This window comes from Propionivibrio dicarboxylicus, assembly GCF_900099695.1.
Lineage (GTDB): Bacteria > Pseudomonadota > Gammaproteobacteria > Burkholderiales > Rhodocyclaceae > Propionivibrio > Propionivibrio dicarboxylicus.
This window is the reverse complement of sequence record NZ_FNCY01000003.1, coordinates 140,097-165,196: the sequence shown is the minus strand read 5'-3', so window position 1 is coordinate 165,196 and position 25,100 is coordinate 140,097. Positions and strand designations below refer to the sequence as shown.

At 65.1% G+C, this 25,100-nt stretch carries 23 protein-coding genes; 10 read left to right on the top strand and 13 right to left on the bottom strand.

Annotated features, from left to right (window positions below; translation table 11 throughout):
* Positions 1–40: 40 nt before the first annotated feature.
* On the bottom strand, positions 41–1,000 hold the full coding sequence (locus BLR25_RS05795) for a 2-dehydro-3-deoxygalactonokinase (RefSeq protein ID WP_091935123.1): 960 nt from the start codon (positions 998–1,000) through the stop codon (positions 41–43).
* Between the two features lie 132 nt (positions 1,001–1,132).
* Between BLR25_RS05795 and BLR25_RS21215 the strand changes: the two genes are divergently transcribed.
* The 3 genes from BLR25_RS21215 (at position 1,133) to BLR25_RS05785 (ending at position 4,039) form a co-directional block, all read left to right on the top strand.
* Positions 1,133–1,309 carry a hypothetical protein gene (locus tag BLR25_RS21215; protein WP_176785765.1) on the top strand — a complete coding sequence of 59 codons (177 nt, stop codon included), beginning with the start codon at positions 1,133–1,135 and terminating at the stop codon, positions 1,307–1,309.
* 46 nt (positions 1,310–1,355) lie between these two features.
* Positions 1,356–2,504, top strand: a complete 1,149-nt coding sequence (gene dinB / locus BLR25_RS05790) for a DNA polymerase IV (RefSeq protein ID WP_091935120.1) — start codon at positions 1,356–1,358, stop codon at positions 2,502–2,504.
* 113 nt (positions 2,505–2,617) lie between these two features.
* The gene (locus tag BLR25_RS05785) at positions 2,618–4,039 is read left to right on the top strand and encodes a caspase family protein (RefSeq protein WP_176785764.1); all 1,422 of its coding nucleotides are present in this window, start codon (positions 2,618–2,620) and stop codon (positions 4,037–4,039) included.
* Positions 4,040–4,148: 109 nt separating this feature from the next.
* On the opposite strand, the gene BLR25_RS05780 is transcribed toward BLR25_RS05785, so the two are convergent.
* From BLR25_RS05780 to BLR25_RS05760, 5 genes are all read right to left on the bottom strand, one after another.
* On the bottom strand, positions 4,149–6,335 hold the full coding sequence (locus tag BLR25_RS05780) for a hypothetical protein (protein ID WP_091935112.1): 2,187 nt from the start codon (positions 6,333–6,335) through the stop codon (positions 4,149–4,151).
* 103 nt (positions 6,336–6,438) lie between these two features.
* Complete coding sequence (locus BLR25_RS05775; protein ID WP_091935109.1) at positions 6,439–7,392, bottom strand: thiamine pyrophosphate-dependent enzyme; 954 nt, start codon at positions 7,390–7,392, stop codon at positions 6,439–6,441.
* A 12-nt stretch (positions 7,393–7,404) separates the two neighbouring features.
* A complete protein-coding gene (locus tag BLR25_RS05770; protein WP_091935105.1) occupies positions 7,405–9,318 on the bottom strand; it encodes a 2-oxoacid:acceptor oxidoreductase subunit alpha in 1,914 nt (637 codons plus the stop codon).
* A 50-nt stretch (positions 9,319–9,368) separates the two neighbouring features.
* Complete coding sequence (gene gltA / locus BLR25_RS05765; protein WP_091935102.1) at positions 9,369–10,862, bottom strand: NADPH-dependent glutamate synthase; 1,494 nt, start codon at positions 10,860–10,862, stop codon at positions 9,369–9,371.
* 57 nt (positions 10,863–10,919) lie between these two features.
* Positions 10,920–11,882, bottom strand: a complete 963-nt coding sequence (locus BLR25_RS05760; protein ID WP_091935099.1) for a sulfide/dihydroorotate dehydrogenase-like FAD/NAD-binding protein — start codon at positions 11,880–11,882, stop codon at positions 10,920–10,922.
* A gap of 445 nt (positions 11,883–12,327) precedes the next feature.
* On the opposite strand from BLR25_RS05760, the gene gcvA reads away from it, so the two are divergent.
* Positions 12,328–13,236 (top strand): transcriptional regulator GcvA, encoded by a 909-nt coding sequence (gene gcvA, locus BLR25_RS05755; protein ID WP_091935518.1) that lies wholly within the window; start codon positions 12,328–12,330, stop codon positions 13,234–13,236.
* A gap of 138 nt (positions 13,237–13,374) precedes the next feature.
* On the opposite strand, the gene BLR25_RS05750 is transcribed toward gcvA, so the two are convergent.
* Positions 13,375–14,337: a Bug family tripartite tricarboxylate transporter substrate binding protein gene (locus tag BLR25_RS05750; protein WP_091935096.1), complete on the bottom strand. Its 963-nt coding sequence runs from the start codon at positions 14,335–14,337 to the stop codon at positions 13,375–13,377.
* 133 nt (positions 14,338–14,470) lie between these two features.
* Entirely contained in the window at positions 14,471–15,628 is a 1,158-nt protein-coding gene (locus BLR25_RS05745; RefSeq protein ID WP_091935093.1) for an L-talarate/galactarate dehydratase, read from the bottom strand.
* 197 nt (positions 15,629–15,825) lie between these two features.
* On the opposite strand from BLR25_RS05745, the gene BLR25_RS05740 reads away from it, so the two are divergent.
* A complete protein-coding gene (locus BLR25_RS05740; protein WP_091935090.1) occupies positions 15,826–16,863 on the top strand; it encodes a LacI family DNA-binding transcriptional regulator in 1,038 nt (345 codons plus the stop codon).
* 35 nt (positions 16,864–16,898) lie between these two features.
* On the top strand, positions 16,899–18,077 hold the full coding sequence (locus BLR25_RS05735) for an alpha-hydroxy acid oxidase (protein WP_091935087.1): 1,179 nt from the start codon (positions 16,899–16,901) through the stop codon (positions 18,075–18,077).
* On the opposite strand, the gene BLR25_RS05730 is transcribed toward BLR25_RS05735, so the two are convergent.
* The 3 genes from BLR25_RS05730 to BLR25_RS21750 all read right to left on the bottom strand — a co-directional run bounded on the left by BLR25_RS05730 (position 18,074) and on the right by BLR25_RS21750 (position 19,548).
* A complete protein-coding gene (locus BLR25_RS05730) occupies positions 18,074–18,811 on the bottom strand; it encodes a DNA/RNA non-specific endonuclease (RefSeq protein ID WP_091935084.1) in 738 nt (245 codons plus the stop codon). The genes BLR25_RS05735 and BLR25_RS05730 overlap by 4 nt on opposite strands.
* 144 nt (positions 18,812–18,955) lie before the next feature.
* Positions 18,956–19,165 (bottom strand): hypothetical protein, encoded by a 210-nt coding sequence (locus BLR25_RS05725; RefSeq protein ID WP_091935081.1) that lies wholly within the window; start codon positions 19,163–19,165, stop codon positions 18,956–18,958.
* 248 nt (positions 19,166–19,413) lie between these two features.
* On the bottom strand, positions 19,414–19,548 hold the full coding sequence (locus tag BLR25_RS21750; RefSeq protein WP_281245567.1) for a hypothetical protein: 135 nt from the start codon (positions 19,546–19,548) through the stop codon (positions 19,414–19,416).
* 158 nt (positions 19,549–19,706) lie between these two features.
* Between BLR25_RS21750 and BLR25_RS05720 the strand changes: the two genes are divergently transcribed.
* The 4 genes from BLR25_RS05720 to BLR25_RS05705 all read left to right on the top strand — a co-directional run bounded on the left by BLR25_RS05720 (position 19,707) and on the right by BLR25_RS05705 (position 24,046).
* Positions 19,707–20,585 carry a DMT family transporter gene (locus tag BLR25_RS05720; protein WP_091935078.1) on the top strand — a complete coding sequence of 293 codons (879 nt, stop codon included), beginning with the start codon at positions 19,707–19,709 and terminating at the stop codon, positions 20,583–20,585.
* A 112-nt stretch (positions 20,586–20,697) separates the two neighbouring features.
* On the top strand, positions 20,698–21,711 hold the full coding sequence (locus BLR25_RS05715) for a TRAP transporter substrate-binding protein (RefSeq protein ID WP_091935074.1): 1,014 nt from the start codon (positions 20,698–20,700) through the stop codon (positions 21,709–21,711).
* A gap of 56 nt (positions 21,712–21,767) precedes the next feature.
* On the top strand, positions 21,768–22,370 hold the full coding sequence (locus BLR25_RS05710) for a TRAP transporter small permease (protein ID WP_091935071.1): 603 nt from the start codon (positions 21,768–21,770) through the stop codon (positions 22,368–22,370).
* Positions 22,367–24,046, top strand: coding sequence for a TRAP transporter large permease (locus BLR25_RS05705; RefSeq protein ID WP_091935067.1), 1,680 nt, complete (start codon positions 22,367–22,369; stop codon positions 24,044–24,046). The genes BLR25_RS05710 and BLR25_RS05705 overlap by 4 nt, the downstream gene beginning before the upstream one ends.
* Before the next feature lie 13 nt (positions 24,047–24,059).
* Here BLR25_RS05705 and BLR25_RS05700 read toward each other — a convergent pair whose 3' ends face one another.
* Both BLR25_RS05700 and BLR25_RS05695 read right to left on the bottom strand, forming a co-directional pair.
* Positions 24,060–24,464 carry a nuclear transport factor 2 family protein gene (locus tag BLR25_RS05700; protein ID WP_176785763.1) on the bottom strand — a complete coding sequence of 135 codons (405 nt, stop codon included), beginning with the start codon at positions 24,462–24,464 and terminating at the stop codon, positions 24,060–24,062.
* Between the two features lie 10 nt (positions 24,465–24,474).
* On the bottom strand, positions 24,475–25,077 hold the full coding sequence (locus BLR25_RS05695) for a cysteine hydrolase family protein (protein WP_091935515.1): 603 nt from the start codon (positions 25,075–25,077) through the stop codon (positions 24,475–24,477).
* Positions 25,078–25,100: the final 23 nt, after the last annotated feature.

Here is a 25,100-nt window from a genome sequence, read left to right as displayed (position 1 = left end):
GCGTGAACCCGTCCGTGCGTATGCCGGGACGGGGCTTTTCTTAACTTCGGACCAGACCGGCGGCTGTGGCCAGGTGCCACAAGCCGGCCGGCGCGGTGTTGTCGAGCATGGCATCGACCGGTCGTTGCAGGCGCGCCAGCGCATCGGCATAACGTCGGCAAAGCGCCGGCGCGCCGATCATCACCAGCGGTCCCGTGCTCGCCGCGGTCGCCAGGCCGGAAACCAGTTCGTGGCCGATCAGCAGTCCGGAGAGGTAGTCGGCCAGCGCCGGCGGCGGCAGTCGGCCGGTCAGTCCCAGCGTGCGCGTGCCGAAGATCTGATGCGAGAGATCTCCCGGGCCGCTGCGTGCCGCCGTGTCGAGTCCGAGCGCAAAGGCCTCCGGGTCATCGGCCGGGACTGCTGCATCCGGCATCAGGCGGCCGAGGATCGAATGCCGGCAGAGTACCGAAAAGAGTTCTCCGGTCAGATAGGACGTGAAGCGGACGATCTTGCCGTCCTCGATCTGCGCCCACTTCGAATGGGTCCCGGGCAAAAGCATGCAGGCGCGTTGGCGCCAGCCGGGGTTGGCGAGCAGCGCGCCGGCGATCTGGATTTCCTCGCCGCGCATGACGTCCGGGAGGGCGTTGGCCTGGTCGAAGAGTACGCCCGGTGCGATCAGGATCTCCGGCCCCATACCGCTGTCAACACCGACGCTCTGGCTGGCGAGATCGGCGATGTCGGCAGGACAACGGACATACGGCGCTTCGCGCCAGCCCTGGGCGCTACCGACCATGCCGCTGGCAACGACGGGAAGTTGCGGCCACTGGTCGATCCAGTCGCCGACGAGTTCGGCGAAGGCCTGGCGGTAGCCGGCGACGCCGGGCGCCGGCAGGTGCTGGATGCCGTGCGCCGACTGGCGCGTATCTAGAATGCGGCTGTCCTGCATGAGGAAAGCGCGCAGGCTCGAGGTGCCCCAGTCGAGCGCGAGCAGCGCGGGGGCGATAGGGGACGATGTCGTCATGACGGAGGGCGAAGACAGGGAAGTGGACAAGGCTGCCGGCATACTGTATATTCATACAGTAGTAGGGGCGGCGAGGTAATTACAGTGTCGTACCCGCGTATTGAATCACGTTTTGACGAGGAGTGAAGCATCATGAATGCGATTCAGGCATGGTTTGAGCGGATTGCCGGCATCACCCAGGAAGAGCGCGAACGGCTGGCGTTTGCCCGGGAGTTGTACGGGCGGCCAAGTTTCGATCCGGCGGCCTTCGAGAAACCCGCCTGCTGGCGCCGCCGGACCGGTGCGCTGCGCTGGCGGCGGATGGCATAGGCAGGCGCGGTCGGGCCGGGAGGCCCGCAATGCTTCCGCAATCGACATGAATACCACGCGCCGCATCGCGCATCTCGACATGGACGCCTTTTTTGCGTCGGTCGAGTTGCTGTCGTACCCCGAGCTACGCGGCCGGGCGGTCGTTGTCGGCGGTCGCGGAGCCGTGCCGGCGTGCCCGACAACGGGCGGCGAGCGGCAGTTTGCGCGTCTTGCCGATTATGTCGGGCGCGGCGTCGTTACCACCTCGACCTACGAGGCACGCGCGTTCGGCGTGTTTTCCGGCATGGGGCTGATGAAATCGGCGCAACTGGCGCCGGAGGCGGTGCTGCTGCCGGCCAATTTCGAGGCCTACCGGAATAATTCGCGTCGCTTCAAGGCGGCGGTCGCCGAGATTGCGCCGCGCATCGAGGACCGCGGTATCGACGAGATCTACATCGATCTTGGCGACGTCGACGGCGAATCGCGGGCGCTGGCCGATCGTTTGCGCGCGGCCGTGTTCGCAGCGACCGGGCTGAGTTGCTCGATCGGCATCGCGCCGAACAAGATGCTGGCGAAGATCGCTTCCGATCTCGACAAGCCCGGGGGAGTCACCGTGTTGAGCGACGATGGATGGCGCGAACGCATCTGGCCGCTGCCGGCGCGCAAGATCAACGGGGTCGGCCCCAAGTCGGCCGAGCGCCTGACGCGGCTCGGCATCGAAAGCATCGGCCAGCTGGCGGCGGCGCCCGAGGCCTTCCTTGTCAGCCACTTCGGCGAGGCGAGCGGGCGCTGGATGCATCAGGTGGCCAATGGCATCGATCCAAGACCGGTCGTGACGGAATCCGAGCCCAAGTCGGTCAGTCGCGAGAGCACCTTCGAACGCGATCTGCATGCGCGCCACGATCGCGAGGCGCTGACGGAGATCTTCACCGGCTTGTGCGTGCGGGTGGCCGAGGATCTCGGGCGCATGGGCTATGGTTGCCGGACGGTCGGCATCAAGTTGCGTTATGCCGATTTCCAGTCGGTGACCCGGGATATCACCTTGCCATTTTCGGTCAGCGACGGGCCGCGTATCCGGCGTGCCGCCGGGGAGTGCCTGAAACGCGTCGCGCTCGACCGGCGCATCCGTCTGCTCGGCGTGCGGGCGAGCGGCCTGGCGCCGATGACCGAGGGCCCGGATGCGGGCATCGGCGGACAGCTGTGTTTCCCCTGGTGAGTCGCCGCCGATAGCGATCGAGGCCGGGGTGCGCCGCGGGTGCCGCGTCGTCGCGGTTTCCTCCGAAGAGGGCAGCGACTAAAATGACCATGTCTTCATTCGGATGTCAGCTCATGGGACGTTCCGTCCTCGCTTTCTGCCTTGGTCTCTGCCTGCTCGTGTGTGTTCCGGCCTCGGCTGCCGAGAGTGGGCGCAACGCTCCACCGACGCGGGCCGGGAGCGCGAAAGTCGCGCTGGTGATCGGTAACGCGGCGTATCCGGGAGCGCCGCTGAAAAATCCGGCCAATGATGCGCGGGATGTCGCACAGGCATTCCGGCAATTGGGTTTCGACGTGATCGAACGGATCGACGTGACACAGAAGGAAATGAATCGCGCCATCACGCAGTTCGGTTCCCGGCTGGCGGCGGATAGTGTGGCGGTTTTCTATTTTGCCGGACACGGCATTCAGGTCCGCGGCAAAAACTACCTGGTTCCGATCGATGCGCAGATCGACGGCGAGACCGCGGTCCGGACGGAAACGGTCGACGTCGATGCCGTGCTCGACCAGCTCAATGCCAGCACGCTGAATATCGTCATCCTGGATGCCTGTCGCAACAATCCGTTCGAGCGGCGTTTTCGCGGGGTCGGTGGCGGACTGGCGCAAATGGACGCGCCGAAGGGGACGCTGATCGCCTATGCGACCTCGCCGGGCAAGGTCGCGTCCGACGGGAGCGGCCGCAATGGGCTGTATACGCAGGAACTGCTCAAGGTGATCCGCATGCCCGGGCTCGAAGTCGAGAAAGCGTTCAAGCGCGTTCGGGCCAATGTGGCGCGCGTCACGGGAGACGCCCAGATTCCCTGGGAGTCCTCCTCGCTGACCGGCGATTTCTTTTTTGGTGGGAGCGGCGTTGCCGAAGTGCCGGCGAGCCGGGTACGTACCGATGCGGAAATCGAACAGGAGATCTGGGATGGCATCCGCGACAGCGAGCGTGCCGAGGTCTTTCAGGACTATCTCGCGCACTATCCGAATGGGCGTTTTGCCGTGCTGGCCACGGCCCGCATCCGGGTGCTCGGCACGAGTCGTCCAGACAGCCCGCCGTCGGATACGGCGCGGACGATTCAGCTCAAGATTGGCGAGCAACTCGACAAGGTCTCGCTCTTCCCGATGATGATTTGCGATTATTCGCGTCCGGTCTCTTCCGTGCTGGATGGCATCCTGAGGCGCGCCGCTGCCGAACGGATGCCGCGCGTCGAGTGGGGCCTCGATTCGGCCGATACGGTGCTGGATATTCGTCCCGTCGCGGCCAATCTCGCCAAAGTGCCGGGCGCCGATTCCGATTCGGTCTATGCAATGAGGCTGGTGGTCGAGGCGGCACTCTCCAGCGGCGGACAGGTCCTCATGCGAAAGACCTATGAGGAGCGCAGCGCCCACAAATATGCGTCCTGCTGCACCTGTTCCGCCTGGGACAGCGACATCGACACTGAATTGAACAAGGTCTCGGAGGGGCTGGTCTCCCGCCTCGTCAACGACCTGGCGGCGACGCGCGGGCGTTAATACGTTTGCATCGACGACGCTGCGGGCGTGATCCCCGGAAAAAAACAGGCCGGCTGTCGAGGCCGGCCTGTGTGCGCTATGAACGCCCGGGAATTCCCGGAGCCAGGGCTTACTGGAAGGCTTCAGCTCGCTTGATCAGATCGTCGAGACCCGGTTCGGCCGGATTGCGCGGCTTGCCCGGATGGATGATCGCGACCTGGCAGTTTTCGGCGGCATCGACGAGTTGCGCAAAAGTGCCGGCGCTGACGTCGGCGATATACGCCTGTTTGTTGCCGTCATAAGCGAACATCTTGTCGTTGATCTGGATGCACTCGTTGCACGAGGCGCAGCGGGGCGTCTCGATGTAGGCCTCGTCGCTCGATTTTTCGGCTTCCTCGACCGGGGCGGCGCTGGCCGGTTGCGCTGCCGGCGCGGCTGCCGGTGCAAGGGGCGACACGGCGGCGGACGGCACGCTGACCGCGCGGCTGGCTTCCCAGATGGCCTTCTCGCGTGCCAGCAGGGCTTCGGCGTGCGAGTTGTGGATACCGCCGAGCTCCTGCAGGCTGTTCCACATCGTCCGGCAGCGCCGTGCTTCACGCACGAGCTTCTCGGCGACGATCACGCGGTAGAGGATGTTCGATGCATCCGTCATCAGCAGGTAAGGCACCGTGTCCACCTGGCTGCGGCGTTCGCCGGCGATGAATTCGCCGACCGGCACCATGTCCTTGCTCCAGTGCTCTTTCGGCACGCAGGCGAAGTGCTTGCTGTAGCGCGTGTCCATGGCGACGAAGTCGATCAGCGTGAAGGGCGTCGGCAGCTTCACCGTCTGGCAGTGCTCGTCCTGGTAGGCGAGTTCGCGCGTCGACCAGTCGCACTCGACCTGCGGGTTCTCCGAGATCGAGAAACGCGCCGACCAGTTGCGGCCGGCCGCCGGGTTGAAGGTGAAGGACGGGAACAGGCGCGATTCGCGCGCGGCGGCGGCGACCAGGTAGGGCGGGATGCCGGTGGTATTGGGCGAATCGCCCGAGTAGATGCTGAACACCGCCGAGCCGCCGTAGTCGAGGCCGAGCTGCATCTGCTGACGCATGCGCACGAGGCTGGCCGACGGCGCCTGCATGACGAAGCAGCCGAGGCCCATGGTCATGCGCGCGAGCTGCTTGTTGCGCAGCGTGAAGGCCATGTGGCCGTGCTCGATCAGCGATTTCTCGAGGATGTCGTCGCTCTGGACGACGATCTTGAACGGCAGGTCGGCCGAGAGGATCTCGGTCAGCGTGCTCTGTTCGGCGCCCGACAACGCGCTGGCATTGATGCGGATCAGATAATCGGGGAAGAGCGCCAGCGCTTCGGGATCGAGGCCGTTTTCGCCGAAGGCGTCGAAGAGCGCGTCATGGCGGGCTTCGCTGTATTCGCCGCGGACTTCGAGTTCGGCCATGGCGACGGCGCGGGCCAGTTCGATGGCTTTCGGCAGGCGGTCGCGATAGGCCTTGAGGGCAGCGACGCAACTGTCGAAGGCAAAGGAGTACGGTCGGTTGCCGGCACCGGCCTTGCTGATGCCGGTCGGGAAGAACTTCTGCGCCTGCAGCGTCGAGATCAGGCCGAGGATGCGCTGGCGGCGGCGCTTGGGCAGCGCGTCGCGCACCGAGACCTTCTTCAGGATCGACGACATCGTGTCGAAATTGAAGTTGTTGAGCGCGCCGGCGCCGAAGGAGTCGCGCAGGTTGGCGGCGCTTTTGGCGGCGTCGGAGTTGATGTAGTCGGCCTGGATGATGTCCGAGAGCTTGAGGATCAGGCGGTTGAGGTCTTCGTTGAAGCGCTGGGCGCGGCGCATCTGCGTCAGGCTCCAGGCGTGGCCGAAGAGGCGCGCCGGCAGGTCGCCATTGCAGTCGAGCAGTTCGCCGTCGACGGCGAGGTTGGCGCGGGCGCGGCGAAGGCTGTCGGCGATGAGCGCGTCTTCCTTGGCGAGCGGTGCCGCGGCGCGGTCCCAGAGTTCCGAGAAGAGGCCCTGGGTGCCGCCGGCGGCGAGCGCGCGGATCGCCTGTTCGAGGCGCAGCACGTGCTTGCGGATGCGGTCGCCGTCGGGACCTTGCGCGACTTTGCCGAGGATGACGTCGACGAGGCCGGAGAGTGGTTCGGCGAAGCGCTCGCCGGCGGCGTCCTCGATCAGTACCAGCGGAAAGTCGTAACGCATGCGCGTCAGGTCGCCGTAGCCGGCGAAGAGCGCCGGCCGCAGGCCGAGTCGCCCGATGTCGTCAAGCCGGGTCGCCTGCTTCTTGCCGGTCAGGTAGAACGCAACGAAGGATTGCAGATCAGCTTCCATAATATCCTGCCATCTCAAAGGGTTTCGCCGGGTGGTGCGGCGGAACGCTGTTTATCGGTGGCCTCCGCCGCGCACGGCGGAGGGTGTCGCATGGTGTAACGGATCAGACCTCGTACTTGTCGAATTCGGCCTCCAGCCCCTTGCGCACGATGTCCGGCGTGCGCAGGATGCCGGTCTGACGGGTGTCCTCGTAGCAGGGAATCTCGCGGTTCTGGTAGAGGATGCCGACCGGCACGACATCGGTACTCGAGGCGATTTCGCGCGCCCGGTGGATGTCGAGCGGGTCGTGCTTCAGCTGGTTCTTGTAGACCTTGGCGAGGTTCGGGCTGATCTGCAGCGCATTCTCGTGATGCAGCAACTGGACCGCGTCCGGTTCCTGCATGTCGGCTTCATGCAGCTTCGGCAGCCATTCCGGGCAGCGCTGCAGGATGCGCACGAAGGAGAAGCCCTTGTGGTGATAGGCCGCCTTGACGATTTCAAACAGGCTTTCGGGAATCCAGTCGACAGCCTGGGCGATGAACGAGGCGTTCGCGACGCCGAGCGCGACGCTGAGCGGATTGAGCGCGTCGAGATAGCTGCCGCGCGGCGTCGTGTTGCTCTTGGTGCCGATCGGCGAGGTCGGTGACGCCTGTTTCTTGGTCAGGCCATAAATCTGGTTGTCATGAAGGAAGACGGTCAGGTTCATGTTGTAGCGCAGCGCGTGGATCCAGTGCGCCGCGCCGATGCTGCAGCAGTCGCCGTCACCGGTATTGACGAAGATCGTCAGGTCCGGGCGGGCGAGGCGGATGCCTTCGGCGATCGGCAGCGCGCGGCCGTGGATGCCGTGGAAGCCGTAGGTCTTCATGTAGTGCGGGAAGCGGCTCGAACAGCCGATGCCGGAGACGAAGACGGTCTTCTCGGGGCGCAGGCCTTCGTCGCGGCAGAGGCGCTGCACCGCGGTCAGGATGGCGTTGTCGCCGCAGCCCGTGCACCAGCGCGGCACGCCGCTCTGGTAGTCCTCGAGTTCCAGCTTCTCTTCGTAGAGATCGAGCAGGCATTCAGTCGATGAAAATTTCATGATCTCGGTTCCTTATTTTTGCAGCTTGTCGAGGAGAACGCGGCGAATGGTGCTGGGCTTGACGGGTTGTCCCTTGACCTCGGTCCAGCAATCGACATCGACGAGGTAACGGGCGCGCAGGAGCGTCGCCAGCGCCGAGTAGCGGCGGTTGGTTTCGTCGATGATCTCGTCGGCCGGATCGTCGCTCCAGTTCGTCTCGATCGTCATGACCTTCTTGAAACGCTGCAGGATTTCCTTGATGCCGGGCTGCATCGGCTGCAGGAAGCGCAGATGCACGCTCGAAACCTTCTTGCCTTCGGCGCGCAGCGCCGCGGCGGCTTCCTCGATGGCGCCCTTGGTGCTGCCCCAGCCGACGACGAGCAGGTCGCCCTTGTCGTCGCCGACGACTTCCGGCGGCAGCAACGTCTTCTGCAGCGCCGCGATCTTCAGGCTGCGCGCACGCAGGCCTTCCTGGTTGATGTCGGGGTCATAGGCGACGTGGCTCTGGCGGTCGTGTGCGAGGCCGGTGACGGTGTGCATGCCGCCGGGTTGGCCGGGGATGAAGCGGCGGGCGATGCCGGTCGTCGCGTCCCAGTCGTAGGGCTTGGCGCCGTCGGGGACGGCGCTCTGGTCGATGGGGGGCGCCAGCCAGGCTTCGTTGAATTGTGGCCGCGCGAAGGGCTGCTGCGAGGTGGCGAGCATGGCGTCGGTGAGCACGACGACGACGGTGTTGAAGGATTCGGCGATCTTGCGCGCGGTGATCATCGAGTAGAAGCATTCCTCGATCGTCGCCGGCGCCATGACGACCTTCGGCGCGTCGCCGTGGCTGCCGTAGATGGCAGTCATCAGGTCGCCCTGTTCGGACTTGGTCGGCTGGCCGGTGCTCGGGCCGCCGCGCTGGACGTTGACGACGACAAGAGGAATCTCGGCCATGACGGCGAGGCCGATGGCTTCCTGCTTGAGCGAATAGCCCGGTCCCGAGGTGATCGTCACCGTGCACTTGCTCGCATACGAGGCGCCGACGGCGAAGGCGCAGGCGGCGATTTCGTCTTCGGCCTGATGCACGAGGCCGCCGACTTTCTCGAAGACATCGGAGAGGTAGTGCGAGGCCGAAGTCGCCGGCGTGATCGGGTACATCGCGCACAGTTCCATGCCCGAGGCCATGACGCCCAGCGCCAGTGCGGTGTTGCCGTTGGTGGCGATCTGAGCCTGCTTGGCCGGCGTCGCCGGAATGCAGAAGCGATAGTCGAAGTTCTCCGACGCCCACTTGTGCCCGGCTTCGAGAAGTACGACATTGGCATCAATGATGGTCTGCGCCTTCTTGCCGAAGGTCAGCGCGATCTGGTCGCGCGCCGCCTGCAGGTCGAAGCTGTACAGGTAGCAGAGCATGCCGAGCGCGAACATGTTCTTGCCGCGCTTGGCGTCCGGCGTCAGCTTCAGGCACTCCTGCTCCATCGGCACTTCGCGCACCTGATAGCCGGCTTCGACGAGACGGCTGTAGGTTTCCTTGTAGGCCATCGCGATGTTGATGTCATTGTGCGTGCGCCACATGCTTTCGAGCAGGATGATGCAGTTCGGCTTGAGTTCGCGGGCGCGGACGCGGCCGAGCAGCACCTGTTCGTTGAAGGCGACGACGAGGTCGGTCTGGTCGCCGCCGTTGGTGATGTAGCCCGAGCCGATGCGGATGCGGTTGCCGCTGGCGCCGGCGACGCTGCGGGCCGGCGGCCGGATCTCGGCCGGGATGATCTCGGTCGTCCAGATGCCGTTGCCCATGCGCGCGGCGATCGAGCCGAGCGACTGGCCGCAGCGCTGGGCGCCTTCACCCGAGTCGCTGATGATTTCGACGATGTGTTCCTTGAGCTCGGTGACGGCCGGGCCGGCCGCCTTTGCGCTGCTCTTGCCGGCGCTCTTGCCGGTTGTCTTCTTGCTTGTTTTCTGTGCGCTCATGTCGGGAATTTCCAAAGATTTCCGTTCGAGGGATTGGATCGGTGCGGTCGTCAGGCGGTCTTCAACCGCACGAAGGCGCGTTCTCCGCTGTCGATGCCGAACAAGGTGTCGGCGCCGGCGTCGTAGGGGGCGTCGTCGTCACGCAGGCCGAGGTAGGCCTTCATGCTCTTGGCGGCGCGCCGTCCGGCGCCCATCGCTTCGATGACGGTGGCGGCGCCGGTGACGATGTCGCCGCCGGCGAAGACGCCGGCCAGCGAGGTCGCCAGCGTTTCATCGGTGTCGATGTAGCCCCACTTGTTGAGCCGCAACCCCGAGGTCTGGCCCATGATCGGGTTGGCGTTGGTGCCAATGGCATAGACGACCATGTCGACTTCGAAGTCGAATTCGCTGCCGGGTACGGGCACCGGGCGACGCCGGCCGGACTCGTCGGGTTCGCCGAGTTCCATGCGCACGCAGCGCATGCCGCGCACCTTGCCTTCGCCGTCGTTGAGGATGGCGATCGGATGGGTCAGCCAGTGGAATTCGACGCCTTCCTCGGTGGCGTGGTGCAGTTCTTCGGCGCGGGCCGGCGCTTCCTTCTGCGAGCGGCGATAGACGCAATAGACCTTCTCGGCGCCGAGGCGGACGGAGACGCGCGTCGCGTCCATCGCCGTGTTGCCGGCGCCGACGACGGCGACGCGCTTGCCGATCGGCTGCGGCGTGTCGAAGTTCGGGAAGTCGCGGGCGCGCATCAGGTTGCAGCGCGTCAGGAGTTCGTTGGCCGAGAGCACGCCGTTGAGCGAGTCGCCGGGGATGCCGAGCGTCGTCGGGTAGCCGGCGCCGACGCCGACGAAGACCGCGTCGAAACCCATCTCGGAAATCATCTGCTCAAGCGTGAACAGGCGACCGACGAGGGTGTTGCATTCGAACTTGACGCCGAGTTTGATGAGGTTGGCGATTTCAGCGTCGATCACCGTGTTCGGCAGGCGGAAGTCGGGGATGCCGTACTTGAGCACACCGCCGGCCTGGTGGAAGGCCTCGAAGACGGTGACCTCACAACCGGCCTTGGCCATGTCGGCGGCGCAGGCCATGCCGGCTGGGCCGGAACCGACGACGCCGACCTTGAAGCCGTTCTTCTCGATGTAGGGAATGTTGGCCCAGCCTTCGCGGATGGCGGTGTCGCCGACGAAGCGTTCGAGCCGGCCGATGGCGACGGCTTCGAGCGATTCGCCGACCGTGCACACGCCTTCGCACTGGTTTTCCTGCGGGCAGACGCGGCCGCAGATCGCCGGCAGCAGGCTGGTCTGGGTCAGGATGTCGTAGGCGCCGCGCAGGTCCTTCGCGTTGATCTTCTGGATGAAGCCGGGGATGTTGATGCCGACCGGGCAGCCCGAGACGCAGGGCTGGTCGGGGCAGACGAGGCAGCGCTCGGATTCGCGCAGGGCGTCGTCGGGATGATAACCGCATGCCACTTCTTCAAAGTTCTTCGCCCGGATCGCCGGTGCCTGTTCGGGCATCGGCGTGCGTTCCTGGGGAATCGTCCGGATGGTTTTCTTTTTCGCCATGGGGTCCTGCCTTGATATAAGTGCGTGAAAGGGGACTGCGTTGGTCGCTGCTGCCGCTCAGGCCTTGGCCGGCCGGGCGCGCTTGGCGGCCGGCTTTTTGGCAGATTCGTTGGCCGGTTTGGCGGCAGATTCGGTGCCCATCGCCGCGTTGACCGCGGCCTCGGCCGCTTTCTGCATACGACAGGCCTTGTCCTCGTTCCAGTGGTCGAGCGCCATGCGCTCTTCCTTCGAGTAGCGGCGCAGGCGGGTCATCATGTCGAGGAAGTCGACCTTGTGGCCGTCGAAGTCGGGGCCGTCGACGCAGGCGAACTTGACCTTGTCGCCGACCTTGACGCGGCAACCGCCGCACATGCCGGTTCCATCGACCATCAGCGGGTTGAGGCTGACCATGGTCTTGATGCCGTAGGGCCGCGTCGTGTCGGCGCATCCCTTCATCATGATCATCGGGCCGATGGCGACGACTTCGTCGATGTCGCGGTGGCGCTGGATCGCCTGTTCGAGGCCGAGCGTGACGAGGCCCTTGATGCCGACCGAGCCGTCGTCGGAACAGATGATGAATTCATCGCAGCAGGCGCGGAACTTGTCGTCCCAGAAGACCAGGTCCTTGTTGCGGAAACCGACGACGCCGATGACATAAGCGCCGGATTCCTTGTAGGCGCGGGCCTGCGGATAGACCGGGGCGACGCCGAGGCCGCCACCGACGCAGACGACCTTGCGCGCGTGGCCGATGGTGCTCGGCACGCCCATCGGGCCGACCAGCGCGTAGAGCGAGGTGCCGACCTTGCAGGCGTCCTGCATTTCGCGCGTGGTCTTGCCGACGGCCTGGATCACCAGCGTGATCGTGCCTTTGTCGACGTCATAGTCGGCGATGGTCAGCGGGATGCGTTCACCGTGCTCGTGGAGCATGACGATGACGAACTGTCCGGGCTTGGCCGCCTTGGCCATTAACGGGTGACGTACTTCAAGCAGGTACGTGACGTCGGAGAAGTCCTCGCGCGCCACGATTTCGAAATTTGCCATGGTGCTTGCTTCCTTACCCTGATTGTTCTGGTGATCAAAGCCCGGACACCGACAGCGGCAGGACGACCCGGCTGTTGTTTCGGGCGGTGGTGACGTCGTCGCGCTGGTGTTTTGTGTTGGGGTTTTCTTGTTTATATCCGCAACGACGTCCGGGTCATTTTGCACATTTCTGGCGCCGAAGAAATCGCTGTCTTGTTACAACGTGATGCGATTGCGGAACGATCTCAGCCGTCGCTCGAAAAACAAGGCCAGGTAGCGAGCCGCTTCGGCGCAAAGAGGGCAGGCGAGTTGGTGCTGCGGCCTCAGTCGCCTCGCGGGTGTCGGTGGAGTGTCTGTTTTGCGCCCGGGGGCCGGCATTTTTTACTGCCGTGCTATTGCCTTTTCATATATCTGGCGGCTTTATCAAGGTATAGTAACAATGTTGTGCAATTCTGGAATGGATGCCATGAGAAGAAAAATTCCGGGGACGGAGCTCCTGATTGCTTTCGAAACGGCCGCGCGACACCAGAGCTTCACGCGCGCCGCGGAGGAGTTGTCGCTGACCCAGAGTGCCGTCTGCCGGCAGATTTCGGCGCTGGAGGAGTATCTCGGCGTTGCGCTGTTCAACCGCATCAAGAAGCGGGTGACGCTTTCCGAGGCGGGGCAGCTCTATGCGCGGCAGGTGCGCGAGAACCTCAATCGTCTGGAGCACGACACGCTGTCGCTGATGGCGCATCGCGGCGCCGGCGGCGTGCTCGAACTCGCGGCGATCCCGACCTTCGCCTCGCGCTGGCTGATCCCGCGCCTGACCGATTTTCGCGCCCATCATCCCGGCATCAGCATCGATCTTGCGACGCGTGCCGAACCCTTCATGTTCAACGACACGCCCTTCGATGCGGCGATCCATTTCGGCGATCCGATCTGGCCCGGTGCGGTGATCGAATACCTGTTCGGCGAGGAGATGGTGCCGGTCTGCAGTCCCGACCTGCTCAAGGGGCGCGTCCTGGTCGAGCCGCAGGAACTGGCGACGATGGAACTCCTGCATCAGTCGGCGCGTTCGGATGCCTGGCGGCAATGGTTCGAGATGGTCGGTGTCAGCGGCGTCAACGTCATGGGCGGTGCGCGCTACGAACTCTTTTCGATGCTGATTCCGGCGGCGCAGGCCGGGCTGGGCGTCGCACTCGTGCCGCGCTTCTTCGTGCAGAAGGAAATCGCTTCGGGCGAACTCGTCTGCCCGTGTCCGTATGCGCTGCGCAGCAAGCGCGCGTACTACCTCGTCTATCCCGAGGATCACGCCGGCTCGGCCTCGCTGCAGGTCTTCAGCAAGTGGCTGCACGAGCAGGCGGCGGCCTACCGCGAAACCGAAACCAACTGAAGGGCATCGCGCCGTCGATCACGACGCGCCGCCGATTGTCCGGTTGTACCGGGCGATCGGCGGCGTTTTTATTGCAAAAGCGGGATCGGAGCCTATTTCGATCGGGCTCGCGGGCCACGATCCCTGCCAAATAGGCGCTTAGTCGAGCGTGATCTTGCCAGTCTCGATGACGGTCTTCCAGCGGGCCTGTTCCTGCTGCAGGAAGCTCGCGAATTCCTGCGGCGTATTGGCGACGATTTCGAAGCCGGGGTCGGTCATCTTCTTGGCGATCTCGGCGTCCTTCAGCGTCGCCACCATGGCGCCGTGCAGCGCGTTCCGGATGTCCGCCGGCAGGCCCTTCGGCGCGGCGATCGCCTGCCACGAATAGACCACCATGTCGGCGATGCCGGCTTCGGCCATGGTCGGCACGTCGGGTAGCAGCGGCGAGCGTTTTTCCGACGTGATCGCCAGTGCCTTCAGCTTGCCGGCCTTGATGTGGCCGCTGACGACATTGAGGTTCTGGAACGAGGCGTCGGCGTGGCCGGCGATGACGTCGGCAATGGCCGGGGCGCCGCCCTTGTAGGGGACGTGAATGCCGCTGGTGCCGGTCTTCTGCCAGAAGAGCGCGGCCGAAAGGTGGTCTGAAGTCCCGGCGCCGGAGGTGACGAAGCTCATCTTGTTCGGGTTTTTCTTCAGGTAGGCGACCAGTTCGGCAACGTTATTGACCGGGATGTTCGGATTGACGAAGAGGACGTTCGGCGAACGCACGGCCACCGTCATCAGGTCGAAATCCTTCATCGGGTCGTACGAGAGATTCTTCTGCAGGAAGGGGTTGGTGGCGTAGATGCCGATCGAGGCGACGAGCAGCGTGTAACCGTCGGGCGCCGCACGTTTGACCTGCGTCGCGCCGATGGCGCCGGTGGCGCCCGGTTTGTTTTCGACGATGAAGGGCTGGCCGAGTTTCTCGCCCATCTTCGTCGTCATCAACCGCGCCACCATGTCGGTCGAACCGCCGGGGGCGAAAGGGACGATCATCGTCACCGGCTTGTCGGGATAGCCGGCGGCCTGGGCGCCGGCGGCGAGCGCGCAGCCTGTCAGTAGCGCGGTCAGAAGCTTTTTCATCGAGTGAACCTCCTGCTGGATGTCCCGGGGTCGGGCGCGGCATCTTCGGGACACGGGATGCCGCGCAAATGCAAAAAGCTAAGGAGCGTCGCCGGTGAAGCGCGTCGATCCGGTCGATACGATGACAAATGAATCAGGGGCGCTGGCCGACCTCGAACTGTTCGCGCGTCCAGCGCCGCGCCTGCTCGCTGATGCTGACGCCGAGGCCGGGGCGCTTTGGCACCAGCATGCGGCCGTCGGCAGTCTCGAGGCGTTCGTTGAAGAGCGGTTCGAGCCATTCAAAATGCTCGACCCAGGGTTCGCGCGGGTAGGCGGCGGCGAGATGGACGTGCAGTTCCATGGCGAAGTGCGGCGCCAGCATCAGGCCGGCGTGCTCGGCGAGACCGGCGACCTTGAGGAAGGGCGTGATGCCGCCGACGCGCGGCGCGTCGGGCATGACGTAGTCGGCGGCGCGGTGCCGGATCAGTTCGGCGTGTTCGGCGGCGCTGGTGAGCATTTCACCGGTGGCGATCGGCGTGTCGAACTGCGCCGCGAGCGCGGCGTGGCCCTCGTTGTCGTAGCAGTCGAGCGGCTCCTCGATCCAGATCAGGTTGAACTGCTCGAAGATGCGGCACATGCGCTGCGCTGTCGGGCGGTCCCATTGCTGGTTGGCATCGACCATCAGCGGGAAGTCGTCGCCGAGGTGCTTGCGCACCGCCTCGACGCGACGGATGTCGAGCGCGCAGTCGGGTTGGCCGACCTTGAGCTTGATGCCGCCGATGCCCTTTTCACGCGACAGGCGGGTGTTGACGAGCAGTTGCTCGAGCGGCGTGTGCAGGAATCCGCCCGAGGTGTTGTAGCAACGCACCGAGTCGCGATGGGCGCCGAGCAGCTTGGCGAGCGGCAGTCCGGCGCGCTTGGCTTTCATGTCCCAGAGCGCCACGTCGAAGGCGCCGATCGCCTGCGTCGACAGGCCGCTGCGACCGACCGAGGCGCCGGCCCAGCAGAGTTTGTCCCAGAGGCGGGCGATGTCGTTCGGGTCTTCGCCGAGCAGGCGATCGACGATTTCCTTGGCATGGGCGAACTGGCCCGGGCCACCGGCGCGCTTCGAATAGCTGAAGCCGATGCCGCTGTGTCCGCCGGTGGTTTCGATTTCGGCAAAGAGGATGGCGATCTCGGTCATCGGCTTCTGCCGGCCGGTCAGCACCTTGGCGTCGCTGATCGGCGTCGCCAGCGGCAGGAAGCAGGAAGAGACCCGGACCCAGGCGATCTTGTCGTCCTGCATCGGGGGCGTGATGGGGGTTGCGGGCATGGCCGATTCCTCTCGTGTCGGGGCTGAAAAATCGCTTTTCGCGGAATGCTTGCCAAAATGATAGCGCAATCATTTTTGTCGTCAATATAATTCTTAGTGGCTTTGAATATGGCCATAGGCTGTAAATAGAACGACGGTTGCGGTATCATCAGGCGTCGAAACCCGTGTTTTTATCGCCCATAGCCGCCGGAGTGCCGATGCCTTCTTCCGCCGCTGATGTGTTTCCGCCATCGTCCAGCGACGCGCCGCGCAGCGTCACGCTCAAGGATGTCGCGCGCGTCGCCGGGCTGTCGCCGATCACCGTGTCGCGGGCCCTGAGTACGCCGGACATCGTCCGGCCTCAAACCGTGGCGCGCGTGCGTGCGGCGGTCGAACTGACCGGCTACATCCCGAATCTGCTGGCCGGCGGATTGGCGTCGAAGCGCAGCCGTCTTGTCGCCGCGATCGTGCCGCAGCTTTCCAACGCGATGTTCGCCGAAACCGTCCAGGGGCTCGGCGACCAACTCGCCGCCCACGGTTACCAGTTGCTGCTCAGCCTGAGCGAATACTCGCCGCAGCGCGAGAGCGAACTCGTCGCCGCGATTCTCAGCCGCAAGCCCGACGGCATCGTGCTGACCGGCATCAACCATGCGCCGGAAACGCGCAAGCGCCTGCTCTCCGCCTCGGTGCCGGTGGTCGAGACCTGGGACCTCACGCCGACGCCGGTCGATATGCTGGTCGGGTTTTCGCATTTCCGCATCGGCGAGACGATCGCACGCTATCTGCTGGGCAAGGGCTATCGCCGCTTCGGCCTCGTCTGGGCCGACGACGAGCGCGCTGCCGTGCGCCGTCAGGGCTTCGAGTCGGTGCTCGCCGAACAGGGCCTGGCGTCGCCGCCGGCCTGCGAGGAACCCTTGCCGACGACGCTCGAACTCGGACGTCGCGGCCTGGCGACGCTGCTCGACAGCGGCCAGGCCTTCGACGCCATCGTCTGCAGCTCCGACGCGCTGGCGCAGGGCGTGCTGACCGAGGCGCGCGTGCGCGGCCTGTCGGTGCCCGGCGATCTCGCCGTCATGGGCTTCGGCGACCTCGATTTCGCTGCGCATACCGTGCCGTCGATCTCGTCGGTCCACATCGACAAGCGCGCCATCGGCCGACAGGCGGCCGACGCGCTGCTCGCCCGCATCGCCGGACGCCCGCTCGCCACGCCGATCATCGACGTCGGCTTTACGCTGGTGGCGCGGGAGTCTGCCTGACGCTTTCTTTCATCCTTCCCTTTGACGATACCGCCATGAATTCCCGTGCCGCCCAGCGTTGCCGTGCCCGTTACCTCAGTCTCGACGATTTCGAGCACGCGGCGCGGCGCAAATTGCCGCGCTCGCTTTTCGGCTATGTCGAGGGCGCGACCGAAAACAACCTGAGCCTGCGCGACAACCGCAAGGTGTTCGAGGAGATCCTGTTCCAGCCGCGCGTGCTGGTCAATGTGGCCGGGCGCGACCCGTCGGTCGAGCTGTTCGGCACACGCTATCGCGCGCCTTTCGGCATTGCGCCGATGGGCATCTGTTCGCTCACCGGCTATCGCGGCGACATCGCCCAGGCCGCCGCCGCGCACGCGGCCGGGGTGCCGATGGTGTTGAGTTCCTCGTCGCTGATCCGCCTCGAGGACGTCGTCGCGGCGGCGCCCGGCGCCTGGTTCCAGCTCTATGTGCCGCGCCACGAGCAGGCCGTCGATGCGCTGATCGACCGGGTCGCGCGCGCCGGCGTCGAGGTGCTGGTGGTGACCGTCGATTCGGCCGTCGTGCCGAATCGCGAGAACAATGTGCGCAACGGCTTCAAGACGCCGCTCGAACCCAGTCTGCGCCTGCTCTGGGAAGGCGTCAGCCATCCGTCATGGTCGCTCGGCACCTTCATGCGCACGATCCTCCGCCATGGTGTGCCGCATTTCGAGAACAACACCGCCGAACGCGGCACCTCGCTGATCGCCCGCAACGTCGAACGCGACTTCAGCGGACGCGAGTATCTCGACTGGGCGGCGCTACGCCGCATCCGTGCGCGCTGGCGCGGCAAGCTCGTGCTCAAGGGCATCCTGCATCCCGACGATGCCCGCCGTGCCGGCGAGATCGGCGCCGACGGCATCATCGTCTCGAATCACGGCGGTCGGCAGCTCGACGGTTCGCTGTCGCCGATGCGCGCCTTGCCGGCCATCGTCGCGGCGGCCGGATCGCAGGTGGTGATGATCGACAGCGGTTTCCGGCGCGGTACCGACATCCTCAAGGCGATGGCGCTCGGCGCGCGTTTTGTCTTCGTTGGCCGGCCCTTCAATTACGCCGCCGCGGTCGCCGGCGAGGCCGGTGTCGCGCATGCCATCGCGCTGCTGCGTGACGAAGTCCATGCCGACATGGGACTGATCGGCATCAACCGCCTCGACGAACTCGATCCGGGTTTTCTCTACCGTCCGGCGGCCGGCTAGTACCCCGGCGTGATGCCGGGCAGGAAATCGATGCCGGTGCGCCGCTGCAGTTCTTCGTAAGAGAGCGGCCGGGTCGGTTGGGCGTCGTCGCGGTTGTCGCTCCAGTGCGCCCAGGCGCGCCCCGCCTGCGGATCGTAGATGAGCTTGAAGAGCGCCGCGGGCACCCAGACGCGCCCGGGGCCGATGGTCTTCGGCGTCGCCGGAAAGACCGGGCCGGTAAAGACGTAGACGGTATGCCCGCTACGTTTGACATATTGCCGCGTGCCTTTCTCGACGACCTTGGCCCACAGACCGCGATTGTGCTCGGGCGCCTGCGGCACCATGTTGGCGAGCGAGAACGACTGTGCCATCGCTTGTGCTGTCGGCATATCGCCGGCCGGCGCCATGTGGCCGCGGTCGTAGCCCGAACCCTTGTAGTCGGCCAGCGTCGCGCGCTCGGCGGCGCGCAGGCGGGCGTCGGCGAAGAAGCGGTTCGTGCGGGTCTCGTCGCCGGCGTCGTCGATCTGTTCGGGACTCAGCCGTTCGACGACGAAGATCGGCGTCTTGCGCAGGCCCGAATGCAGGATCGCGAAGGCGTCGTAGCAGAGGTCACGGGCAATCAGGCGGTCGCTGTCGGCGATGACCGGCGGCGTGCGGTTCGGGAAGAAATCGCGGCAGGCCTCGAAGGCCGCCTGGGCGGCGCCGGCGGCAAGCGCCAGCAGCGCCGCGAGCAGGGTCGAGCGGAGGAAATGCATGAAGACTTTGTTTTTATGTGGGTGAATGTTGTTTTTATATCGGGCAAAGCGGGACCGGCCTGTCAGGGGCCTGCAGGAACGACAGTGTCTTGCGCGGCGTTATGCCATTCGGGGCTGGCGGACCTTGCCCCGATCAAGCGCGGCTCAGCAGCACTTTTCGCCGTGCTGTGCCTTGTGCGGCAGCCCGGTCATCTGCTCGAAGGCCTTGCAGCCGAGGACGAGCGAGAGCGTGCTGCTGAGGTAGGTTTCGAGGCCGACGCCGGCCTTGCGTGCTTTCTTGGAAAAGAATTCGTGTACCTGCGGGTCGAGCTTGAGCGTCACGTCGATCGTGTCGTGTTCGGTGTCCGGCATCATCGGAGAAATCCTCGCGCAATGGTTGGCAATGCTTGGGTCTGCCCACCGCCACCCGGTCGGATGACTGCCGGATTGTGTCCGGTCATCGTCGGGAAGCGTCCCGCCGCAGTGTCCGGCGGGAGTGCGCACCATAACATTTGCATGACGCGCACGCCAGCCCCGTCACCCGATTGTGCTACCCGTTTCGGGTGCTTCCATCGCCTCGTCCGGCGCTCCGCGATCCGCGCTTCGATGCCCCACGCTGGCACTCAGCCGCGGGCGTTCGCACCATTGTTGTGATGGTTCACTTGCCAGGTGTCGCGAATCCAGTTGGTGGCCAACTCGATGGCATACGGTGCGGTGGCGCCTACGGTGAGCAAGGCAAAGACTTCGTCCCATTCCATGATGGCCTCCTTTTAAATCGAGTGACAAGCGACCTTACGCAAGATCGATGCCAGATTGGATTGCGGTCACCGGGAAAAGTTTCCTTTGCCTCGATATGTCATTGACGTCACCCCGGCCCTCGCCGATACTCACCCACTTTTCCTAGCCCCGAGACCTCATGACACATCGCCGCGCCGTCAGCCTGTTGATCCTGGCGACCCTGCTCTGGAGCATTGCCGGGGTGGTGACGCGTCAGCTCGACGCGGCGCGCAGCTTCGAGGTGACTTTCTGGCGCAGCCTGTTCAACGCGCTGGCGCTGGTGCTCGCCTTGAGCGTCATGCGCGGCGCCGGGTTCTGGGGCGGTTTCCGCCGGGCGCGCTGGCCGGTCTGGATCTCCGGCGTCTGCTGGGCGCTGATGTATACGGCGTTCATGGTGGCGATGACCTTGACCACCGTCGCCAATGTGCTCGTCATGATCGCGCTCGGGCCGCTGGTGACGGCGCTTTTTTCCCGCGCGGTTCTCGACCACCGCCTGCCCTGGCGGACCTGGGCGGCGATCGTGCTGGCCGGTGGCGGCATCGCCTGGATGTACGGCGCCGAGGCGCTCTCCGGGGCGTCGCTGGTCGGCACCGTGGTGGCCGGTGTCGTGCCGCTGGCGGCGGCGGTGAACTGGATCGTCTTGCAGTTCGTCGCCTCGCGTTCGCAGTCCGGCGCCGACATGCCGGACATGATGCCGGCCGTGCTGATCGGCGCCACGCTGTCGGCGGCGGCGACCCTGCCGGTGGCGCTGCCGCTGCAGGCCTCGCTGCACGACGTCGCCTGGCTGGCACTGCTCGGCGTCGTCCAGCTCGCGATTCCCTGCCTCATCGTCGTGCGCCTGTCGCGCGAACTGCCGGCCGCCGAAATCAGTCTCTACGACCTGCTCGAAGTGATCTTCGGCGTCACCTGGGCCTGGCTCTGGGGCGGCGAAACGCCGTCGGCATCGACGCTGCTCGGCGGCGGTCTCGTCATCATCGCGCTCGTCTTCAACGAGATGCTGGCGCTGCGCCGGACCTGACGGTTCGGCAGCGGAGGGTTTTTTCCATCAGTGGGCACTAAATCCGACTACGGTTGTCAACTACTGCACCGGCTTTCCGGTTTTTCGCAGTGACACGCTTGAGGAGGGTGCCATGAAACTGAGAGTTCTGTTGGCCGGCCTGAGTGCCGGGCTGGCGCTGCTGGCGTCGCAGATGGTTTGGGCGCAGCAGCCGATTGTCATTAAATTCAGTCACGTCGTGGCGGCCAATACGCCGAAAGGCAAGGCCGCCGATTTTTTTGCCGCGAAAGCGGCGGAGCTGACCGGCGGGCGCGTCAAGGTCGAGGTCTATCCAAACTCGACGCTGTATAAGGACAAGGAGGAGATCGAGGCGCTGCAGCTCGGTTCGGTGCAGATGCTGGCGCCGTCGTTGTCAAAGTTCGGGCCGCTCGGCGTCAAGGAGTTCGAGGCCTTCGACCTGCCCTTCATCTTCGACGGCGTCGACGATCTGCGCAAGGTCACCAACGGGCCGCTCGGCAAGCAGTTGTTCGACAAGCTCCAGCCCAAGGGCATCCTCGGCCTGGCCTATTGGGATAACGGATTCAAGTCCTTTTCGGCGAACAAGCCGATCCGCACGCCGGCCGACCTGAAGGGGCTGAAGATGCGTATCCAGTCGTCCGACGTGCTCAAGACGCAGATGCGCGAACTCGGCGCGCTGCCGCAGGTGATGGCCTTCGGCGAGACCTATCAGGCCTTGCAGACCGGCGTCGTCGATGGCACCGAGAATCCGCACTCGAACCTCTATACGCAGAAGATGCATGAGGTGCAGAAGTACGTGACGGTGACCGATCACGGCTATCTCGGCTATGCCGTCATCGTCAATAAGAAGTTCTGGGAAGGCTTGCCGCCGGATGTTCGCAAGTCGCTCGAAGAGGCCATGGCGCAGGCCACGCGCTATGCCAACCAGATTGCCCAGGTGGAGAACGACAACGCGCTCGAGGCGGTGAAGAAGAGCGGCAAGACGACCGTCTATGTGCCGACCAAGGAAGAGCGGGCGGCCTTCAAGAAGGTGCTGGTCGGCGTGCATAAGAAGATGGAAGCGCGCGTCGGCAAGGAAACGATCGAGGCGATCTACAAGGCGACCGGTTTCGATCCGGCGAAACTCTAATGTGCCGTGCCGCTGCCCGGCCCGGTGTCGGGCAGCCGGCCGCAGGAGGAGGGGTCATGAAGTTTCTGGATCATCTCGAGGAGTGGCTGATCGCCTTCCTCATGGGCGGGGCGACGCTGATCATTTTTGCCGCCGTCATGCATCGCTATCTGTCGGGCGTCGCCATTCCGGGTCTGCAGGACTGGCTGATCTCGCTCGATTTTTCCTGGGCGCAGGAGCTGTGCATCATCATGTTCGTGTGGATGGCCAAGTTCGGCGCAGCCTACGGCGTACGCACCGGCATCCACGTCGGCGTCGATGTGCTGATCAACCGGCTGCGGCCGGAGGTACGCGCCCGCTTCGTCATCTTCGGGCTGCTCGCCGGCGCGCTCTTCACCGGCCTCGTCGCCAGCTTCGGCGCCATTTTCGTCTGGGAGAACGGTTTTCACTACGCGCTGCTGAGCCGTATCGGCGCCGACGTCTCGGCGCTGTCGGCAGGGCCGACGACGCCCGACCTCGAATGGCAGACCTGGATCGTCTATAGCGCGATTCCGCTTGGTTCCTCGCTGATGTGTTTCCGCTTCCTGCAGGTGGCGTGGCGATTCCTGCAGACCGGTGACCTGCCGCATCACGATCACGGTCATGTCGATGGCATCGACGACGAGGAGGCGGCGCGATGAATGCGACGATCATTTTTCTGCTGTTGCTCGGGCTCATGCTGACCGGCATGCCGATCAGCATATCGCTCGGCCTCACCGTGCTCAGCTTCCTCTTCCTGTTCACCCAGGTGCCGCTCGAATCGGTGGCGCTCAAGCTGTTCACGGGGATCGAGAAATTCGAGATCATGGCGATTCCCTTCTTCATCCTCGCCGGCAATTTCCTCACGCACGGCGGCGTCGCGCGGCGCATGATCCGCTTCGCCACCGCGCTCGTCGGGCACTGGCCGGGCGGTCTCGGGCTGGCCGGCGTGCTCGCCTGCGCCCTGTTCGCGGCGATCTCGGGATCGAGTCCGGCGACCGTCGTCGCGATCGGTTCGATCCTGTTGCCGGCGATGGTCAAGGCGGGCTTCCCGAACAAGTTCGGCGCCGGTGTCATCACCACCTCGGGCGCGCTCGGCATCCTGATCCCGCCGTCGATCGTCATGGTCATGTATTCGGTGGCGACCAACACGTCGGTCGGCGCGCTGTTCATGGCAGGCGTGCTCCCCGGCCTGCTGCTGGCGCTGGTGCTGGGTCTGGTGACCTGGTACCGGGCCTGGAAATTCGGCTATCCGCGCGCCAAGCTTTTCGCCGAACGCAGCAATTCGCAGGCGTCGATCGGCGCCTTGTTCGGGGCGTACTTCGCGCTGATCTTCACGGCGGTGCCGCCGCTCATCGTCGGCAGCCTGCTCGCCGAAGTCTTGCCGAGCAGCGGGCTTTCCTACCTGATTGCCGGCTTTGGCTGGTTGCTGGCGGCGCCGTGGACGACGCGCAACAAATGGGTCATCCGCTTCGTCTATGTCGTGCTCAATGTCATCGGCGTGCCGATGGCGCTCAGCCTCGGCATTCTCCATCTGCTCGACGGCGTGCCGCCGACGATCGCGATGGTCGTGCCGACGGCGGTGACGGTCGGCTGGCTCCTGCTGATCCAGGCCTGCGGTGCGCACTCGAAGATCGCGCCGACCTTCCGCTTCGAGCTGATGTGGGAGTCGCTCGAAGTCTGGCGCGTCTATTGGGAGAGCATCTGGGGCCTGTTGCTGATCCTGGTCGTCATGGGCGGCATCTATGCCGGTTTGTTCACGCCGACCGAGGCGGCGGCGATGAGCGCGGTCTATGCGTTTGTCGTTGCGGTCTTCGTGTACAAGGACCTCAAGCTGGCCGACGTGCCGCGTGTGCTGCTGTCGTCGGCGAACATGTCGGCGATGCTGCTCTACATCATCACCAACGCCGTGCTCTTCTCGTTCATCATGACGAACGAGAATATCCCGCAGGCGCTGGCCGACTGGATGCTCGGCAACGGGCTCGGCCACATCGCCTTCCTGCTGGCGGTGAACGTCGTCCTGCTGGTCGCCGGCAACTTCATGGAGCCCTCGTCGATCGTGCTGATCTTCGCGCCGATCCTCTTCCCGGTGGCGACGAAGCTTGGCATCGATCCGGTGCATTTCGGCATCATCATGGTCGTCAACATGGAGGTCGGCATGTGCCACCCGCCGGTCGGGCTCAATCTCTACGTCGCCTCCGGCATCACGCGCATGGGCATCACCGAACTGACCGTCGCGGTCTGGCCGTGGCTCCTGTCGATGCTCGGCTTCCTGGTGCTGGTGACCTACTGGCCGGGGCTGTCGATCTGGCTGCCCAAAGTGCTTGGCATGATGTAGCGACTGCCGGGGATCATGCTCCCGGCATTGACGAGAACTGGTCGCCGACGACCTGCCAGCGGTCGTCGGCGCGGACCAGGAACATCAGGTCGCGGCCGCGGTCCTGGTAGCGCCGTCCCGATATCTCATAGTCGATGTCATAGTCATAGGAGACGACGGCGGCCGCGCCATACACGCGAATTGCAGGGTCGATTTCCTGCCAGTCATGAACCTGCGCGGCGGCAACGAAACCTTTCCACCCGGCGAGGCAGGCTGCCTGGCCGTCCAGCCGCTGACGGTCGACCGGGGTGACGGCAATCATCCGTGCATGAAAGTAGCGTTCAAGCGCGTCGGGATTGCCTCGCGTCCAGGCGACGTTGAGTGCGCGGACGGTGGCCCAGATGTCGCGTTCGGTCGGATCGGTGAATGTCGTTTCCATTGTCGGCCTCTCAATCTTCAATGTCGTCAGCATGCCACGCAATGCGCGCCATGGTATCGGACAGCCCGACGAGGCAGGCCGACTGAAGCACTTCGGCCGGGATGACGCCGCCGCGTCCGTCCGGTAGGTCGCGCGTGGCCGTTGCCGGCGCCAGCACGGTGCAGACGTAACCGAGTTCACGCGCGGCGCGGACGGTGGAACTCACGCAGTTGTGCGTCATGAAACCGATGACGATCAGTTGTTGGCGTCCGGCGGCGGCCAGCGCGGCGTCGAGACCGGTGGCGTTGAAGGCGTTGGCGAAAGTCTTCTCGATGACCGTTTCGCCGGCCTGCGGAATCAGCGGCGCGGCCGGGTCGAAGCCCGGCGTGCCCGGCGCGAACAGCGGACCGGCGCCGCGATGCAGGATGTGGATGACCGGCGTACCGGCGCGCCGGGCGCGGGTCAGTAACGCGCCGCCGACCGCGAGGGCGACATCGATGCCGGCGAGCGGCAGGGCGCCGTCGACGTATTCGCGCTGGGCGTCGATGACGAGCAGCGTCGCGTCGGCGAGTCGGGCAATGGGCGGCGTGGCGCCGAGCCGGGCAAGCAAGGTCTGGGGAACAGGGGCGGGCATGGCGATCTCCGTGAGTGATTGCT

Coding starts and splice junctions, on each gene's coding strand:
- BLR25_RS05795 (WP_091935123.1), bottom strand. CDS start 1,000: ATGACGACATCGTCCCCTATCGCCCCCGCGCTGCTCGCGCTCGACTGG.
- BLR25_RS21215 (WP_176785765.1), top strand. CDS start 1,133: ATGAATGCGATTCAGGCATGGTTTGAGCGGATTGCCGGCATCACCCAG.
- dinB (WP_091935120.1), top strand. CDS start 1,356: ATGAATACCACGCGCCGCATCGCGCATCTCGACATGGACGCCTTTTTT.
- BLR25_RS05785 (WP_176785764.1), top strand. CDS start 2,618: ATGGGACGTTCCGTCCTCGCTTTCTGCCTTGGTCTCTGCCTGCTCGTG.
- BLR25_RS05780 (WP_091935112.1), bottom strand. CDS start 6,335: ATGGAAGCTGATCTGCAATCCTTCGTTGCGTTCTACCTGACCGGCAAG.
- BLR25_RS05775 (WP_091935109.1), bottom strand. CDS start 7,392: ATGAAATTTTCATCGACTGAATGCCTGCTCGATCTCTACGAAGAGAAG.
- BLR25_RS05770 (WP_091935105.1), bottom strand. CDS start 9,318: ATGAGCGCACAGAAAACAAGCAAGAAGACAACCGGCAAGAGCGCCGGC.
- gltA (WP_091935102.1), bottom strand. CDS start 10,862: ATGGCGAAAAAGAAAACCATCCGGACGATTCCCCAGGAACGCACGCCG.
- BLR25_RS05760 (WP_091935099.1), bottom strand. CDS start 11,882: ATGGCAAATTTCGAAATCGTGGCGCGCGAGGACTTCTCCGACGTCACG.
- gcvA (WP_091935518.1), top strand. CDS start 12,328: ATGAGAAGAAAAATTCCGGGGACGGAGCTCCTGATTGCTTTCGAAACG.
- BLR25_RS05750 (WP_091935096.1), bottom strand. CDS start 14,337: ATGAAAAAGCTTCTGACCGCGCTACTGACAGGCTGCGCGCTCGCCGCC.
- BLR25_RS05745 (WP_091935093.1), bottom strand. CDS start 15,628: ATGCCCGCAACCCCCATCACGCCCCCGATGCAGGACGACAAGATCGCC.
- BLR25_RS05740 (WP_091935090.1), top strand. CDS start 15,826: ATGCCTTCTTCCGCCGCTGATGTGTTTCCGCCATCGTCCAGCGACGCG.
- BLR25_RS05735 (WP_091935087.1), top strand. CDS start 16,899: ATGAATTCCCGTGCCGCCCAGCGTTGCCGTGCCCGTTACCTCAGTCTC.
- BLR25_RS05730 (WP_091935084.1), bottom strand. CDS start 18,811: ATGCATTTCCTCCGCTCGACCCTGCTCGCGGCGCTGCTGGCGCTTGCC.
- BLR25_RS05725 (WP_091935081.1), bottom strand. CDS start 19,165: ATGATGCCGGACACCGAACACGACACGATCGACGTGACGCTCAAGCTC.
- BLR25_RS21750 (WP_281245567.1), bottom strand. CDS start 19,548: ATGGAATGGGACGAAGTCTTTGCCTTGCTCACCGTAGGCGCCACCGCA.
- BLR25_RS05720 (WP_091935078.1), top strand. CDS start 19,707: ATGACACATCGCCGCGCCGTCAGCCTGTTGATCCTGGCGACCCTGCTC.
- BLR25_RS05715 (WP_091935074.1), top strand. CDS start 20,698: ATGAAACTGAGAGTTCTGTTGGCCGGCCTGAGTGCCGGGCTGGCGCTG.
- BLR25_RS05710 (WP_091935071.1), top strand. CDS start 21,768: ATGAAGTTTCTGGATCATCTCGAGGAGTGGCTGATCGCCTTCCTCATG.
- BLR25_RS05705 (WP_091935067.1), top strand. CDS start 22,367: ATGAATGCGACGATCATTTTTCTGCTGTTGCTCGGGCTCATGCTGACC.
- BLR25_RS05700 (WP_176785763.1), bottom strand. CDS start 24,464: ATGGAAACGACATTCACCGATCCGACCGAACGCGACATCTGGGCCACC.
- BLR25_RS05695 (WP_091935515.1), bottom strand. CDS start 25,077: ATGCCCGCCCCTGTTCCCCAGACCTTGCTTGCCCGGCTCGGCGCCACG.